Source organism: Acinetobacter sp. 1566109 (genome assembly GCF_000582255.1).
Classification (GTDB): domain Bacteria; phylum Pseudomonadota; class Gammaproteobacteria; order Pseudomonadales; family Moraxellaceae; genus Acinetobacter; species Acinetobacter nosocomialis.
Map to the genome: position 1 here is coordinate 1 of NZ_JEYB01000013.1, position 15712 is coordinate 15712.

General features: G+C 40.2%; 15 protein-coding genes. 12 read left to right on the forward strand and 3 right to left on the reverse strand.

Features of this window, described 5'->3' with window-relative positions:
• The 5 genes from J582_RS11725 to epmA form a co-directional block, all read left to right on the forward strand.
• On the forward strand, positions 1-892 hold an 892-nt coding region (locus J582_RS11725), incomplete at its 5' end, for a molybdopterin dinucleotide binding domain-containing protein (protein WP_032047926.1).
• Positions 893-970: 78 nt separating this feature from the next.
• Positions 971-1762 (forward strand): formate dehydrogenase accessory sulfurtransferase FdhD, encoded by a 792-nt coding sequence (gene fdhD / locus J582_RS11730; RefSeq protein ID WP_031981934.1) that lies wholly within the window; start codon positions 971-973, stop codon positions 1760-1762.
• A gap of 119 nt (positions 1763-1881) precedes the next feature.
• A complete protein-coding gene (locus tag J582_RS11735; RefSeq protein ID WP_031981937.1) occupies positions 1882-2274 on the forward strand; it encodes a YkvA family protein in 393 nt (130 codons plus the stop codon).
• Positions 2275-2377: 103 nt separating this feature from the next.
• Positions 2378-3445 carry a 4-phosphoerythronate dehydrogenase gene (locus J582_RS11740; RefSeq protein WP_031981940.1) on the forward strand — a complete coding sequence of 356 codons (1068 nt, stop codon included), beginning with the start codon at positions 2378-2380 and terminating at the stop codon, positions 3443-3445.
• The gene (gene epmA / locus J582_RS11745; RefSeq protein ID WP_031981941.1) at positions 3442-4416 is read left to right on the forward strand and encodes an EF-P lysine aminoacylase EpmA; all 975 of its coding nucleotides are present in this window, start codon (positions 3442-3444) and stop codon (positions 4414-4416) included. The genes J582_RS11740 and epmA overlap by 4 nt, the downstream gene beginning before the upstream one ends.
• A 57-nt stretch (positions 4417-4473) precedes the next feature.
• Here epmA and J582_RS11750 read toward each other — a convergent pair whose 3' ends face one another.
• Together J582_RS11750 and radA are read right to left on the reverse strand one after the other, a co-directional pair.
• A complete protein-coding gene (locus J582_RS11750; protein ID WP_002048497.1) occupies positions 4474-5460 on the reverse strand; it encodes a Tim44 domain-containing protein in 987 nt (328 codons plus the stop codon).
• Positions 5461-5542: 82 nt separating this feature from the next.
• Entirely contained in the window at positions 5543-6931 is a 1389-nt protein-coding gene (gene radA, locus J582_RS11755; protein WP_004707421.1) for a DNA repair protein RadA, read from the reverse strand.
• A 175-nt stretch (positions 6932-7106) separates the two neighbouring features.
• Here radA and J582_RS11760 point away from each other — a divergent pair, with 175 nt between their 5' ends.
• The 5 genes from J582_RS11760 (at position 7107) to dapF (ending at position 12721) form a co-directional block, all read left to right on the forward strand.
• On the forward strand, positions 7107-8525 hold the full coding sequence (locus J582_RS11760; protein WP_031981942.1) for an amino acid permease: 1419 nt from the start codon (positions 7107-7109) through the stop codon (positions 8523-8525).
• A 300-nt stretch (positions 8526-8825) separates the two neighbouring features.
• A complete protein-coding gene (locus tag J582_RS11765) occupies positions 8826-10232 on the forward strand; it encodes an amino acid permease (protein ID WP_004885673.1) in 1407 nt (468 codons plus the stop codon).
• A gap of 140 nt (positions 10233-10372) precedes the next feature.
• Positions 10373-10597 carry an LPS translocon maturation chaperone LptM gene (gene lptM, locus J582_RS11770; RefSeq protein WP_002048546.1) on the forward strand — a complete coding sequence of 75 codons (225 nt, stop codon included), beginning with the start codon at positions 10373-10375 and terminating at the stop codon, positions 10595-10597.
• A gap of 22 nt (positions 10598-10619) precedes the next feature.
• Positions 10620-11870: a diaminopimelate decarboxylase gene (gene lysA / locus J582_RS11775; RefSeq protein ID WP_004885675.1), complete on the forward strand. Its 1251-nt coding sequence runs from the start codon at positions 10620-10622 to the stop codon at positions 11868-11870.
• Between the two features lie 5 nt (positions 11871-11875).
• Complete coding sequence (gene dapF / locus J582_RS11780) at positions 11876-12721, forward strand: diaminopimelate epimerase (protein WP_002048521.1); 846 nt, start codon at positions 11876-11878, stop codon at positions 12719-12721.
• An 87-nt stretch (positions 12722-12808) separates the two neighbouring features.
• Here the strand turns inward: dapF and J582_RS11785 are convergent, their stop codons facing one another.
• Positions 12809-13432 (reverse strand): LysE family translocator, encoded by a 624-nt coding sequence (locus tag J582_RS11785; protein ID WP_031981944.1) that lies wholly within the window; start codon positions 13430-13432, stop codon positions 12809-12811.
• 162 nt (positions 13433-13594) lie between these two features.
• Between J582_RS11785 and xerA the strand changes: the two genes are divergently transcribed.
• Positions 13595-14482 carry a site-specific tyrosine recombinase/integron integrase gene (xerA, locus tag J582_RS11790; protein ID WP_081404849.1) on the forward strand — a complete coding sequence of 296 codons (888 nt, stop codon included), beginning with the start codon at positions 13595-13597 and terminating at the stop codon, positions 14480-14482.
• Positions 14483-14947: 465 nt separating this feature from the next.
• On the forward strand, positions 14948-15697 hold the full coding sequence (locus tag J582_RS11795) for an electron transfer flavoprotein subunit beta/FixA family protein (protein WP_000646180.1): 750 nt from the start codon (positions 14948-14950) through the stop codon (positions 15695-15697).
• Positions 15698-15712: the final 15 nt, after the last annotated feature.

Below are 15712 nucleotides of genomic sequence, written 5' to 3' on the forward strand. Positions count from 1 at the left end.
ATTAAATCGTAGCCATTTGGTGTGTGGTAAAGACGCACTTATTTTGCCATGTTTAGGCCGTACCGAAATTGATGAACAGCTTCATGGCCCACAAGCGATTTCGGTTGAAGACTCAATGAGTAATGTTCACTTGTCGGCAGGACGCAATACGCCAATTTCTAAAAACATATTGTCGGAACCGGATATCGTAGCAAGAATGGCTGAAGCAGTACTTCCAGACAGTCAGATTAAATGGAGATGGTACATCGAAAGTTATGATCGTATTCGTGACTCAATTGCCGATGTATTTGATGAGTTCCATGACTTTAATTTACGTGTTTATAAACCGGGCGGTTTCCACCTAGAGCATCCAGCCAATCAGCACATCTGGAATACCAAGAGTGGTAAAGCGCAGTTTATGATTACGCCGCTGAGTGAGGTTTATGCCGATAAGGAAAATCAGTACGCTGCGGCATATACCGAAAGTAAGGTTTATACCTTAATGACCACTCGCTCTCATGACCAATACAACACCACTTTATATGGTCTAGATGACCGTTACCGCGGAGTGTTTGGTCAGCGCCGTGTGTTGTTTATGAACCAAGCTGATATTGATGAAGCAGGCTTTGAAGCAAATCAGTGGGTCGATATTGAAAGCGTTTTCTCGGATGGCGTGAAACGTATTGTGCATAGTTTCCGTATTGTGCCGTATAACATTCCGCGAGGCAGCTTGGCGGCTTACTATCCGGAAACCAATCCTTTAGTGGCCTTAAGCAGTCACGATAAATATGCCAAGATTCCGGCATCAAAAAGTGTTCCTGTGATTTTGCATCCCGGGAATGCACCAGAGCACTTTAACTTGGCAACAGCAGTTGACCCTGAAGATGCCAATAAGAAAGTCAGCAGCCTCTAAGTGAACCTGTTTTTTAAAATGAAATCTAAGCAAATGGCGCTCTAAACAAGCGCCATTCTTGAAATAAAGGAAATAATTTTGACACCACATGCTTATGGGGTTGAAACATTGCCAGTACAGCGGTTTAACAAAACCGAATCTGAAAATGTTTTAGATCATATTGTGCAAGAGTACCCAATTGCTTTGGTATATAACGGTATTTCACATGCGGTGATGATGGCAACACCGACCGATGTCGAATTATTTGCCAAAGGTTTTAGTCTCTCGGAAGGCATTTTGACCAGTTTAAAAGAGCTATATGTCCTTGATGTACATCAAAATGAATTGGGCATTACGGTGGAAATGACCATTTCATCGAGAGCATTTGCCGCATTAAAAGAACACCGTCGTATGATGGTAGGTCGTACAGGCTGTGGTTTATGTGGCATTGAAAGTTTGGAGCAGTTTCAGTTAGATGTTCCCAAAATTACAACGCATGCATCAAAGCTATGGCTTGAGCAAATTCCGAGTGCCATTTCTCATTTAAAAACTCAACAAGAAATTACTGCTTTAACGGGTGGGGCGCATGCCGCTGCTTGGGTGGTTGATGGTCAAATCGTGGCTTTATTTGAAGATGTTGGCCGCCATAATGCTTTAGACAAATTAATTGGTTATATAGCGCAAGAAAACTACGACACCAGTTTAGGTTTTGTGGTGATGACCAGTCGGGCAAGTTATGAACTGATACGAAAATGTGCTCAGCTGAATATAAGTCTACTGGCGTCAATTTCAGCACCTACTAGCATGGCCATACAGTTAGCCAAACAATCTGGCCTGACATTGGCAAGTTTTTGTAGGGGAGACCGGTTTGTTTTATATACAGAAATTTAAAATATATCGTTCAATATGAGGGGCTTAAAACGAAGCTCATCTGACATTTCTGTTGCTTTTAAGCTATGGATAGATTTTATAGATTATTATAAAACTCAAAAGGTTCAGAGTCTGTCCAAATGTCTTGGTTACAATCACTAAAAGAATGGGCAAAACGTCTAAAAAAACAAATTATTATGCTTTGGTTTGCCTCAAGGCATCCTCAAATGCCGTGGTTACCCAAAGTGATTGCGGTCGTGGCTGTGGCTTATGCTTTTAGTCCTATCGACTTAATTCCAGATTTTATTCCTATTTTAGGCTTTGTAGATGATGCCATCATTTTACCGATACTCATTTGGCTAGCGCTTCGCTTTACGCCTCAACAAGTCATTTTAGATGCAGAACAACAAGCCAAAGAATGGTTAGATGAACATGAGAAAGGGCCACGAAATTATTTGGTTGCTGTACTGATTATTTTAATTTGGCTCACACTTGCCGTGATGGCTTACTTTTATTTTGGTGGTGGTTTGTAGTTGAACTGAGTCTTAAAACCTGTGCGAATTTAATACCCTTAACATTGTGCTTTGCTACAACTCAAAGGATAATAACGTTTTTATAAACTATGGGTTGCAGACCATGAAAATCGTCGCAGATGAAAATTTGGCGTTTACCGATTACTTTTTTTCAGAATTTGGCGATATTCAACACCATGCAGGACGCACCTTAACGCACGCAGATGTGAAAGATGCTGAAGCTTTATTGGTCCGCTCAGTTACTGCTGTAAATGAAAGTTTAATTCAAAACACCGCTTTAAAATATGTAGGTAGTGCCACAATTGGTACTGATCATTTAGATATTCAAGCCCTAGAAAAACATAATATTACATGGGCCAATGCCGCAGGTTGTAATGCACAGGCAGTTGCTGAATATGTCATTACCGCTTTACTTCATTTAGATGGTAGCCTTTTAGAACAACAAGAAAAATTTACGCTAGGCATTGTGGGGCTTGGCAACGTGGGTAAACGTTTAGCTTATATGGCTCGGTTGCTTGGCTGGAACGTAATTGGCTTTGACCCATATGTAACATTAGATTCAATTGAAAATGTGAACTTTAAAACCCTATTACAACAAGCCAATGCTATTTCAATTCATGTGCCACTCACCAAAAACGGTGAACATGCGACATATCATCTTTTCAACGAAGAAACTTTTGCAGCGCTTCAACCAGATACAATTTTAATTAATAGCGCTCGTGGTCCGGTTGTGAAAGAAGCTGCTTTAATCGAAGACATTCAACGTACCAAACGTAAAGTTGTACTTGATGTATTTGAACATGAGCCAGTGATATCAGATGAGCTTTTAAATATGTTGGCTTTGGCGACACCGCATATTGCAGGTTATAGCTTGGAAGGAAAAGCTCGTGGTACACAAATGATTTATGAAGCGTTTTGCCAAAAATTTGGCTACGACATTAATAAGCGTTTCGAAACGCAGTTGCCTGCATGTGAAGATTATTTTTCAGGACATGACTTAAAAGCAGTATTAAAGCAAAAAATATCTCATATTTATGATATTGCTCAAGATGATGCCAACATCCGTGCCTGTGTTAAAGATGGCAAAGTAGAGCAAAAAGCATTTGATTTATTACGTAAGAATTATCCACTGCGCCGTGAATGGGCAGCACACGGGGGACCGCAAGCATGAGTTTAAGTTATCAACCTACGTGTTCAATTGATGCTTTAAAGGCTCGTGCCAAACTTTATACCCAAATCCGTCAGTTCTTTGCAGAACGTGGGGTCATGGAAGTTGAAACACCCGTAGTTTCACAAGCAGGCGTTACCGATGTGCATTTGGCTTCGGTTCAGGCGTTACGCCATATCAATGGCAAATTACAGACTCAGTATTTACAGACTTCTCCTGAGTTTGCCATGAAACGTTTGCTAGCAAGTGGTAGCGGGCCGATTTATCAAATATGCAAGGTTTTTCGTGATGATGAACACGGGCGTAAACACAACAGTGAATTTACCATGCTCGAATGGTATCGTCCGGGTTTAGACTTAAAAGCATTAATGCATGAAACAGCCGATTTATTGCAAACCTGTTTACAGCATCGTTTTGGCGAAGTTCGTCCATTTATTTTAAGTTATAAGCATGCCTTTCAGGACCGTTTAGATATTAACCCGTTACAAGCAACTTTAAAGCAACTCAAAGATACTGCAAATCGTGTGGGGTTAAATCTCGATTTAGGTGATGACCGCTTAGCTTATATGGACTTGTTGTTTTCTCATTTTGTTGAGCCAAGTTTAGGTTTTGATGCACCTGTCTTTTTAACTGACTTTCCGCCAGAAATGGCGTCTTTGGCAAAAGTGAAAGTAGATGAAGATGGGGAAGAGGTCGCAGCGCGTTTTGAGATTTATATCGAAGGTCTGGAACTTGCCAATGCTTACGATGAATTGCTCGATGCAGAAGTTTTACGTTCACGCTTTGAAGCAGACAATGCAGAACGGGCTAAGCAAGGGCTTCATGTTATGCCATTAGATGAACACTTGTTAGCAGCTTTGCCTCATATGCCAGAATGTTCAGGAATTGCTTTAGGCATAGACCGATTACTCATGGTTGCAACCGAACAACTTAAAATTGAAAAAGTCATCGCATTTCCAGCCGAAATTGCCTGAGGGCGAGCAAATAAAAAAGCCACATATAGTGGCTTTTTTATTTGGAGCTTATTTAAATTAAGCTTGTTGAATACCTGCAACCACCCAGTCTTGCTGAGAGCCAACAGGTTTTACAAAGTGCCAGATTTCTGTAAATGGCTGTGGCAAGCTATTTAAATCTTCACTTACTGTACCTGTGAAGCGTACGCTCACAATGTATTGACCATTTTCAGTCGCACTATCTACAACCATTGCATTTAAGTTACTAAACTCGGCAACGTCTTGATCTTGATTCTCCATGATGTCGTTATACATAGAGTTATAAAGTTCAGGTGTTAAGTAGCGACGAATTTCTTCGATGTTACTTGCACTGTTGATTGACTGAATGTGGTTAAAACGCTGACGGGCAACACGTAAGAAAGAAGCAGGTTCACTACCATCTGGTAACTGGTTGCCATTACTTGTTGTTGCACCACCAAACGGTGCTTGAGTTGCTGTACCACCACCAACAGACTGACCAAAAATATTGGTATTGTCGTTTGAGTTAGTTGGTGCAGCTGAACGGCCAAATGTGTTTTGACCGTTGCTGTTTGGAGCGTAAGGATTATTTGCTGCTAATTTTTTTTTCCCGCCCAATTTGCGGAATACAAAAAAGGCAACAGCAGCAGCAAGTAATACCCATAACCAGCCTGGGATACCACCTTTCTTCTCTTGTTGCTGTTGAGCTTGAACCGCTTGTTGCTCGTTGTCTGGCTGGGTTACACGTTGTTCAGTTGATGTTGGTTTGTCATCAGCTAAAGCATGTGCTGCAACAGCACCTACGGCAGCACCAGCTACACCAGCTGCAACCATTGAACCAACACCCGGACCAGATCTTTGAGGTGCTGTAGCAGGTTGTTGAACTGGAGTCACTTGACGAGGTTGTTGATATGACTGGCTTGAAGTGGTAGAGCGTGCCATGCCGTGGCTTTTACCACCACCTGCACGTTTTGCTTCAGCAAGAGGAGAAATTGCCAAAGCAGCCATTAAAATACCGGTTATCAAGCCGCGCTGGTGTACTTCCATAGGAAATTCCTGTTTAAAATTAATTTGTAATTGTATTTATGCAGTCATTTACACTAAATTTCAACTATAAAAATATGTTTTTTTATGTCAATTCATCGCTGAGCTGCATCGCTTCGGTAAGGGCTTCATGTAAGCGTGCCACAGCAATTACTTGTACTCCCGGAATCGCTTTTTGTGGTGCGTTGCCTCTAGGTAAAATGACATATTTAAAGCCATGTTTTGCTGCTTCTTTTAAGCGTTCTTGTCCATTCGGTACAGGTCGAATTTCACCTGAAAGACCAACTTCACCAAAAACTGCAAGTTGCTGAGGCAATGCCTTGGTACGTAAACTTGATGCACAAGCTAGTAAAACAGCCAAGTCAGAACCTGTTTCAGTAATTTTTAAACCACCGACAATATTGACATAAACGTCTTGCCCTGTAGTTTGTACACCACCATGACGGTGCATTACAGCAAGCAACATGTTTAAACGGTTTTGTTCAAGACCAAGAGCGACACGTCTAGGTTGTCCTTGAGCATCATCAACTAAAGCTTGAACTTCAACTAAAAGCGGGCGCGTTCCTTCACGGCTAATCATGACAATTGAACCGGGAATGGCTTCGTCATAACGACTTAAGAAAATAGCAGAAGGGTTAGCCACTTCACGTAAGCCTTTATCGGTCATGCCAAATACACCAAGTTCATTGACTGCACCAAAACGGTTTTTCACCGCACGAATCATACGATAGCGTGAGTCTGATTGGCCTTCAAAATAAAGCACACAGTCCACCATATGTTCTAAAACACGTGGGCCTGCCAGTGCACCTTCTTTGGTCACGTGACCAACAATAAATAATGCCGTGCCACTATTTTTTGCATAGCGGGTTAATAACGCAGCAGATTCACGAATTTGTGAAACCCCACCGGGTGCAGATTGAAGCGTTTCTGTGTAAAGCGTTTGAATCGAGTCCAAAATTGCTACCACAGGGCGTTCTTGCTCTAAAACTTCACAAATGCGTTCGACACAGGTTTCAGCCATGACTTTTAACTGGTCTGTAGGCAAGTCAAGGCGCTGTGCACGTAAGGCCACCTGAGACAATGATTCTTCACCCGTAATATAAAGTGCAGAACTTTTTGCACTTGCCATGTGGGTTGCTGTTTGTAAAAGAATGGTCGATTTACCAATACCTGGGTCACCACCAATCAGGACTACTGAGCCTGTGACCAAGCCACCGCCAAGTACGCGGTCAAACTCGCTAATACCTGTAGGTAAGCGGGTTTCATGAGAAACCGAGACTTTATTTAGTGTTGTTATATTGGCAACTTGGCCTGCGTAGCCCCCAATTTTAGGACGAGCGCGATGGGCTGTAGTAGGTTCGAGTTTAACTTCAGTCAGAGAATTCCATTCACCACACTCTGAACATTGACCAGCCCATTTAGGATGATCCGCACCACATTGTTCGCAACGGTAAACAGTTTTGACTTTGCTCATATTCGACTTCGGTTTGTTAACTTCATAATCAGTAAAAACAGAGTATAGCAAAACGACACCCTGAACGTAGGCAGAACCCGATCATTTTTCAAAGGCTTATTTTTCACGCGTTGTCCAAAAATATTGGAATGTATTTTGCTTTAGCTAAGGTGGGAAATTTTTAGGATATTTACCTATGTCTAATCTTCAGCATCATGATCATGCTGGCGACTTACAGCGAAAGCTTACCAATCGCCATTTACAATTGATCGCTATTGGAGGGGCCATTGGAACAGGCCTGTTTATGGGGTCGGGCAAAACTATTTCATTGGCGGGACCATCAATTTTATTTATCTATTTAATTATTGGCACCATGATTTTCTTTCTTATGCGTGCTTTGGGAGAGGTTTTACTTTCAAACCTAAATTATAAGTCGTTTGTCGATATGGCTTATGACCTGATTGGGCCTTGGGCTGGTTTTTATGTCGGGTGGACCTACTGGGTAAGTTGGGTGCTCGTAGGTATGGCAGATTTAACTGCGGTGACGAGCTATCTGAGCTTTTGGCTCCCCAATGGAGTTAGTTTTAGCCCAATAGAACAGGCAATGATTAGTGCAGGCTGTGTTCTCTTTCTATTGATTTTAAACTTATTGACGGTTCGTTTATTTGGCGAAGTCGAATTTTGGTTTGCGATTATTAAAATTGTTGCCATTATTGCTTTAGTTCTTGCCGGCATCTATATGGTAGTGACCAAGTTCCAATCACCATCTGGCTCTGTTGCGGCTATTTCTAATATTTGGAATCATGGCGGTATGTTTCCTCATGGGGTAAATGGTTTCCTTGCCGGCTTCCAGATTGCGATCTTTGCTTTTATTGGGGTAGAACTGGTCGGAACCACAGCTGCTGAAACTAAAGACCCTCATAAACATTTGCCTAAAGCAATTAACGCAATTCCGATCCGCGTCATTTTATTCTATGTATTGGCATTAATGGTGGTGATGTCTGTAACGCCTTGGGATCAGGTAAAAGCAGATCGTAGTCCATTCGTTGAACTATTCTTAATGGCAGGTATTCCAACTGCTGCAATTATTATGAACCTAGTGGTGTTGTCATCGGTCATGTCATCGATGAACAGCGGTATTTTTTCAACTAGCCGAATGATGTATGGCTTATCGCGTGATGGTCAGGCACCTGAAACATTAGGTCAGTTGACTAAAAGCGCAGTTCCAGCAAATGGTTTAATTTTTTCCTGTGCCTGTATTATGGGTGGTGCTTTATTACAATATTTTGTGCCCAATACGATTGAAGCATTTACCTTGGCAACAACGTTATGCACTATTTTATTTTTAACGGTATGGATTTTGATTTTGGTGTGTTATATCCGCTACCGTAAGTTATCTCCTGAACTGCATGAAAAATCGAACTTTAAAATGCCGGGTGGGGTAGTAATGAGTTATGTCGTTATTGTTTTCTTCTTATTTACGATTGCAATTTTAAGCCTTGAAGCAGACACAGCTAAGTCGCTTATGGTCAGTCCAATTTGGTTCCTCGTTCTTGCAATTGGTTACTTTGGTTTTTATAAGTCAAAAATAAAACGTAATTTTGCCCAAGAATAAATAACTTAGAAGCAAAATATAAAAAGGCAATCGATCTGATTGCCTTTTTTAATTGAAAAATCAAAGTGGTTCAAGTCTTAATTTTAGACTGGAAGGTGCGTTGTATTGCTATGTTCTTGTGCGTATTATCGGATTTAATTGTATGTATCTTGAAATTATCAGCCATACAGACAAAAATTGGTTAGCTGAAAAGTTGTCAAAAAATATACATTTAAAAGATACCTGCAAATGGTGCGATATCGTCTTTTTGATTTGAATTTAGCTAACGGACTAAAAAAATTACTGGAGTGTATTCATAAAATGTCGAATCAAAATCTGAGTGATCCTCATGAACAAGGTGAGCTCCATCGTAGTCTTTCCAATCGGCATTTACAGCTGATTGCAATTGGTGGTGCCATTGGTACTGGTTTATTCATGGGGTCAGGTAAAACAATTAGTCTTGCCGGCCCATCTATCTTATTCATTTATTTGATTATTGGTGTGATGGTGTTTTTTGTCATGCGTGCGCTTGGCGAATTACTCCTGTCAAATTTAACCTATAAATCATTTATTGATTTCACCACAGATTTAATTGGCCCATGGGCAGGTTATTTTGTGGGATGGACCTATTGGTTGTGCTGGATCACGATTGGTATCGCCGATCTGTCTGCAATTATCTATTACTTACAATTTTTCAATAACGGCCAGCCTTTCTCACCAGTTGAAGGGGCAATGATTAGTGTGGCTGCTATTGTATTTATTATGGGTTTGAACCTGTTAACTGTACGCCTATTTGGTGAATTAGAGTTCTGGTTTGCGCTTATTAAGATTCTTGCGATTATTATTTTAATTGCAGTGGGTCTATGGATGATCTTTACTGGCTTTACTTCTAGTACGGGCGAGGTGGCTTCATTTACTCATTTATGGGCAAATGGCGGTTTCTTCCCAACAGGGGTGCATGGCTTCTTGGCTGGCTTCCAGATCGCGATCTTTGCTTTCGTGGGCGTAGAACTTGTTGGAACAACAGCTGCTGAAACCAAAGATCCTGAGCGTAACTTACCTAAAGCGATTAACTCAATTCCAGTTCGTATCATTATTTTCTACGTCTTGGCATTGCTTATCGTGATGTCGGTAACTCCGTGGAATAGAATTGATCCCGCGATCAGCCCATTTGTAAACTTGTTTAGCCAAGCTGGTATTGCGGCAGCAGCGATCTTGATGAACTTAGTAGTATTGTCATCAGTTATGTCTTCGATGAACAGTGGTGTATTCTCAACAAGCCGTATGTTGTTTGGTTTATCTCGTGAAGATCAAGGTCCAAAAGCTTTTGGTAAATTGAACAGACGTGCAGTACCTGCAAATGCATTGTATTTTTCTGCTGCATGTTTATTGTTAGGTGCGGCATTACAGTATTTTGTACCAAATACAGTTGAAGCATTCACTCTTGCCACAACGCTTTCAACTATTTTGTTCATTTGCGTGTGGTTACTAATTATCTGGAGTTATATCCGTTACTACACGACACGCCCTGAGCTGCATGCCAAATCAACATTTAAATTGCCGGGCGGCCTATTTACCTGTTGGATCACGATTATTTTCTTTGTTGGCATGATTTATGTGCTGTCTTTAGAGCCAGATACTTTTAAAGCATTGAAAGTCAGCCCAATCTGGTTTGTTATCCTGATCATTGGTTATTTCTTCTTCTATAAACCACGTCATAAAAAGTAATGAAATTGATTTACTTATGACTAAACGCCAGCTGAAAAGCTGGCGTTTTTTATGCATATTGTTTTTCTATTCAAGTTTACTCTTTAGCCGCTTGCATGATCACGGTATACTGCATCGAATTGTTTAAATCAGGTGCTCAGATGCTTCGTGTCATTTGCCTCATCAGTTTATTGAGCAGCAGTATTTTGCTTACAGCTTGCGGTCAGTCAGGAGCATTACAGCTACCTTCTGATCCAAATTATGACCACCGTGCAAAATACTTGCTCTATCGTAATAAAGAATCAAAACAAGTTGTGCAAAAAGATGAAAAGGCTGAACAGCCAGTCGAGTCATCATCAGCTCCAACCCAAACAACTTCACCTTAAGCTTTGAAATAAGGACACATTCATGAGTTTCACCCGCATTAATGGAGTATTGCATGCAGAGCAATGTTCTCTAGAGCAGCTTGCGCAGCAATTTGGCACACCGTTATATGTTTATTCAAAAACAGCTTTTGAAAAACATTATTTAGATATGGACCGTGCCTTTGACTTTATTGATCATCAAATCTGTTTTGCGGTGAAGTCTAACTCAAACTTGGCTGTTCTTAGTGTCTTGGCAAAACTTGGTGCGGGTTTTGACATTGTGTCTGGTGGTGAGCTGGCTCGTGTTTTAAAAGCGGGTGGGGATGCTTCTAAAATCGTATTTTCAGGTTTAGGTAAAACTGAAGTCGATATTGAAACCTCACTCAATGTAGGCATTGCTTGTTTTAATGTTGAGTCTTATGCAGAGCTAGACCGCATTCAAAAAGTAGCTGCTCGCTTAGGTAAAAAAGCGCCTATTTCTTTGCGTGTAAATCCTGATGTCGATGCAAAAACACATCCTTATATTTCAACTGGTTTAAAAGAAAATAAATTTGGTATTCCAAGTGATGCTGTTTATGAAACTTATCAATACGCAGCTTCTTTACCTAACCTTGAAATTGTAGGTATTGACTGTCACATTGGTTCACAGCTCACTGAAACTAAACCATTTGTTGATGCTTTAGACCGTGTCATTGTGATGATTGATGAGTTGAAAAAACTAGGCATCAATCTTAAACATATCGATATCGGTGGTGGTTTAGGGGTTTGTTATAAAGATGAGACACCGCCAAGTGTTGAAGAATATGCAAACTCTATGAAACCTGCTTTAGAAAAATTAGGCTTAAAAGTCTATATGGAGCCGGGCCGTAGCATCAGTGCAAATGCGGGCGTACTTTTAACTAAAGTTGATTTGCTTAAACCAACTACACATCGTAACTTCGCTATTATTGATGCAGCAATGAATGATTTAATCCGTCCTGCTTTATATGAAGCTTGGATGGATATTCAGCCTGTTGTGCCACGTACCGATACTGAAGAAAAAGTATGGGACCTCGTTGGTGCAATTTGTGAAACAGGTGACTTTATTGGTAAAGACCGCTCACTTGCATTACAAGAAAATGATTTGTTGGCTGTACTCGGTGCAGGGGCTTATGGTTTTGTGATGAGTTCAAATTACAACACGCGTGGCCGTGCTGCAGAAGTCATGGTATCAGGTGAAAACAGCTATTTAATTCGTGAACGTGAAACGGTTGAGTCGCTTTGGGAAAAAGAACGTTTATTGCCTGAGGAGTAAATGAGATGTTATTAGAATTTACCAAAATGCATGGTTTGGGCAATGATTTCATGGTGGTTGACCTAATTAGCCAAAGAGCTTATTTAGATACAGCAACCATTCAACGTTTGGCAGATCGGCACTTTGGTGTTGGTTTTGACCAGCTTTTAATTGTTGAACCACCAGATGTACCAGAAGCTGACTTTAAATATCGTATTTTCAACGCAGATGGTTCTGAGGTTGAACAATGTGGTAATGGCGTACGTTGTTTCGCTCGTTTTGTGCATGAACGTCATTTAACCAATAAAACCAACATTACCGTACAAACCAAAGCAGGTATTGTTAAGCCTGAGCTTGGGCAAAATGGTTGGGTACGCGTAAATATGGGCTACCCAAAGTTTCTACCAAATGAAATTCCATTTGTTGCCGAAGAGCCAGAAGCTTTATATACCCTTGAGTTGGCAAATGACCAAAACATTAGTATTGACGTAGTCAACATGGGTAATCCTCATGCGGTCACTATTGTTCCAGACGTACTCACTGCTGATGTAGCAGGTATTGGTCCACAAGTTGAATCACATAAACGTTTCCCTGAGCGTGTTAATGCTGGCTTTATGCAAGTAATTGATGAAAAACATGTTCGCTTACGTGTATTTGAACGTGGTGTTGGTGAAACTTTAGCTTGTGGTACAGGGGCATGTGCTGCTGCGGTAAGTGGTATGCGCCGTGGTTTGCTTGCGAACTCAGTTGAAGTTGAACTTGCTGGTGGTAAGTTGCAAATTGAATGGCAAGAAGGTGATGTGGTCTGGATGACTGGTCCAACAACCCATGTATATGATGGGCGTTTGGATTTACGTTATTTCCAAGGTTAATCGCATAGCCTAAATAGAAGCCTCTTTTCATCAGTTAAAGTGATAAAAGAGGCTTTCTTTTATATGTACAATAATTTTTTAATTTTATTATCTTTTACTTAAAGCTAATTTCAATGCGAACAGAACAAAAATACTGCCTGTAATTCGGTCCATATATTTCACAAATTTAGGTTGTTTTAAATAACGTGAAATCGGTTGCATAGCCATAATTAATAGACTTGACCATAATACGCCAATCACGACATGAATCATTACAAGTCCCATCACCCAAGTGACAGCAGATGCTTGGGCTGGAATGAATTGCGGAAGAAATGAAATATAAAAAATGCCAACTTTGGGATTGAGTAAATTGCCAAAGAAACCTTTAACAAACCAATTCTCTGATGTAGAGCGATTTGGATTATTTTCTTGTATGACTGCAAGTTGGCTACGTGGTTTTAAAATCATATTTAAACCCAGCCATGCTAAATAAGCTGCACCCATCCATTTCAATAGATTAAATGCTAAGTCAGATGCCATGAGCAGGGCACCTAAACCGCAGGCCACGATAACTCCCCAAGCAATACAGCCAAGACTAATTCCAAGAGCTGCTTGAAATGCTTTAGATTTACCTTCAAGTGTGGCAGTGCGAATAATTAAGGTTGTATCTAAGCCGGGAGTAAGCGTAAGTAAAGTAATGGCAATTAAATAAGGAATGAGTATGGTGGTCATGGCAGCAAGGTCCAATGAATACTTGGTATAAATTGTAATATATAAGTTAGATTCATTATGCTGTGCGATATGAAATTTTCATGATCAAATAGTTTTTGGTACACTCAAAAAAATGGGCAAATAATGGAGAGCAATTTGGATTTTGCATTACAACTGCTCTCAATGTGGTTAAAAGAAAGAAAAATTCAAAACCAGTCTGAGCATACAATCACGGCTTATGAGCGAGATGTGAAAAGCTTTCTTGAATTCTGTGACTCAAAAAAAATTGATTTAAGAAATGTTGAAGCTTCAGATTTACGTGAATATCTGGCTCAGCGTGTTGAGCAAGACCAGTTAAGCGCAAGTAGCATGCAGCGTCATCTCACTTCTATACGCCAGTTTATGAAGTGGGCTGAACAGGGCAAATACCTAGAAATTAATCCTACTGACGATTTTAAATTGAAACGCCAGCCTCGGCCTTTGCCGGGCATGATTGATATAGAAACGGTTAATCAAATTTTAGATCAACCTATGCCGGAAAAACCAATTGATCAGCAATTATGGTTGCGAGATAAAGCCATGTTGGAACTACTTTACTCAAGTGGTTTACGACTCGCTGAACTACAAGGCCTAACCATTAATGATATCGATTTTAATCGTCATCTTGTTCGTATTACGGGTAAAGGAAATAAAACCCGTATTGTCCCGTTTGGGAAAAAGGCAAAAGAAAGTCTATTGAACTGGCTCAAAGTTTATAAAATCTGGAAAGGGCATTTTGATCAAAATGCTTTTGTATTTATTTCACAGCGTGGTGGTGTGCTCACTCCACGGCAAATCGAGAAACGTGTAAAACTTCAGGCACAACGAGCAGGTGTAAATGTCGACTTACATCCGCATTTACTTCGACATTGTTTTGCCAGCCATATGTTATCAAGTAGTGGTGATTTGCGTTCAGTCCAGGAAATGTTAGGCCATAGCAACTTATCGACTACCCAAATTTATACGCATATCGATTTTGATCATTTGGCTCAAGTGTATGATCAGGCTCATCCGCGAGCGATCAAGCATTAAGTCATTTAAGTTAAATTATTTATCAATACGCGACTTTGATTGCACTGAATAAGATGAATGTAGAGATCATTTGTACTTTTTTACAAATTTGTTTAAAAGAAATATGTGAAATTACCCAATTGACCATTTTGAACTTTGCACATTTTGTCGGCATATATGGCCTAAAAACGATAAAATTTGATTCATTTATAAGGCGCTTATGTTTCTGACTAATAAGGTAAATAAGATAAAAAGATAATAAAAATCAATGTATAAAATAGACTTTAAAAAGAATAAAATAAGGGCGAGTCAGCTGTGAAATTTTTTTTATGAACTGATGATTTCATTTTTTTTGTACTGTTCCAGAAAATTGTGACTTGACCGAAATGCCAAACACATTGCAAGATAGGGTACCTAAAAAATTTGAATTGAAGAGTTAATATACTTTTCTCAACATTTACTTTTGCTAGAACAGCCGAGGATTACATGAAGGCTCTTGTTGCTGTAAAACGTGTGGTTGATGCCAACGTTAAAGTTCGTGTTAAGCCGGACAATAGTGGGGTTGACCTTACCAACGTTAAAATGTCAATTAACCCATTTTGTGAAATCGCAGTGGAAGAAGCGGTTCGCTTAAAAGAAAAAGGAACAGTATCAGAAATCGTTGTTGTTTCTATTGGTCCTAAAGAAGCTCAAGAACAAATCCGTTCTGCAATGGCTTTGGGTGCAGACCGCGGTATTTTAGTTGAAACCACTGATGAAATTGGCGCTCTAGAAGTTGCTAAAATCTTAAAAGGTGTTGTTGACGCTGAGAAACCAGAACTTATCCTTCTTGGTAAACAAGCAATTGATGATGACTCTAACCAAGTAGGTCAAATGCTTGGCGCATTATTAGGTGCTGGACAAGGTACGTTTGCTTCTGAAGTGAAAGTGGATGGCGGTAAAGTACAAGTGACTCGTGAAATCGACGGTGGTTTACAAACTGTTGAACTTGCGCTTCCTGCAATTATTACAACTGACTTGCGTTTAAACGAGCCACGTTATGCTGCATTGCCTAACATTATGAAAGCTCGTAAAAAACCGCTTGATACTAAATCTCCTGCTGATTACGGTGTTACAGCTGGTACTAAGCTTAAAACTGTTAAAGTTGAAGCTCCAGCAGAACGTAAAGCTGGCGTACAAGTGAAATCTGTAGATGAGCTTGTTGAAAAATTGAAAAATGAAGCGAAAGTGATCTAATACGGAAGGATAAAA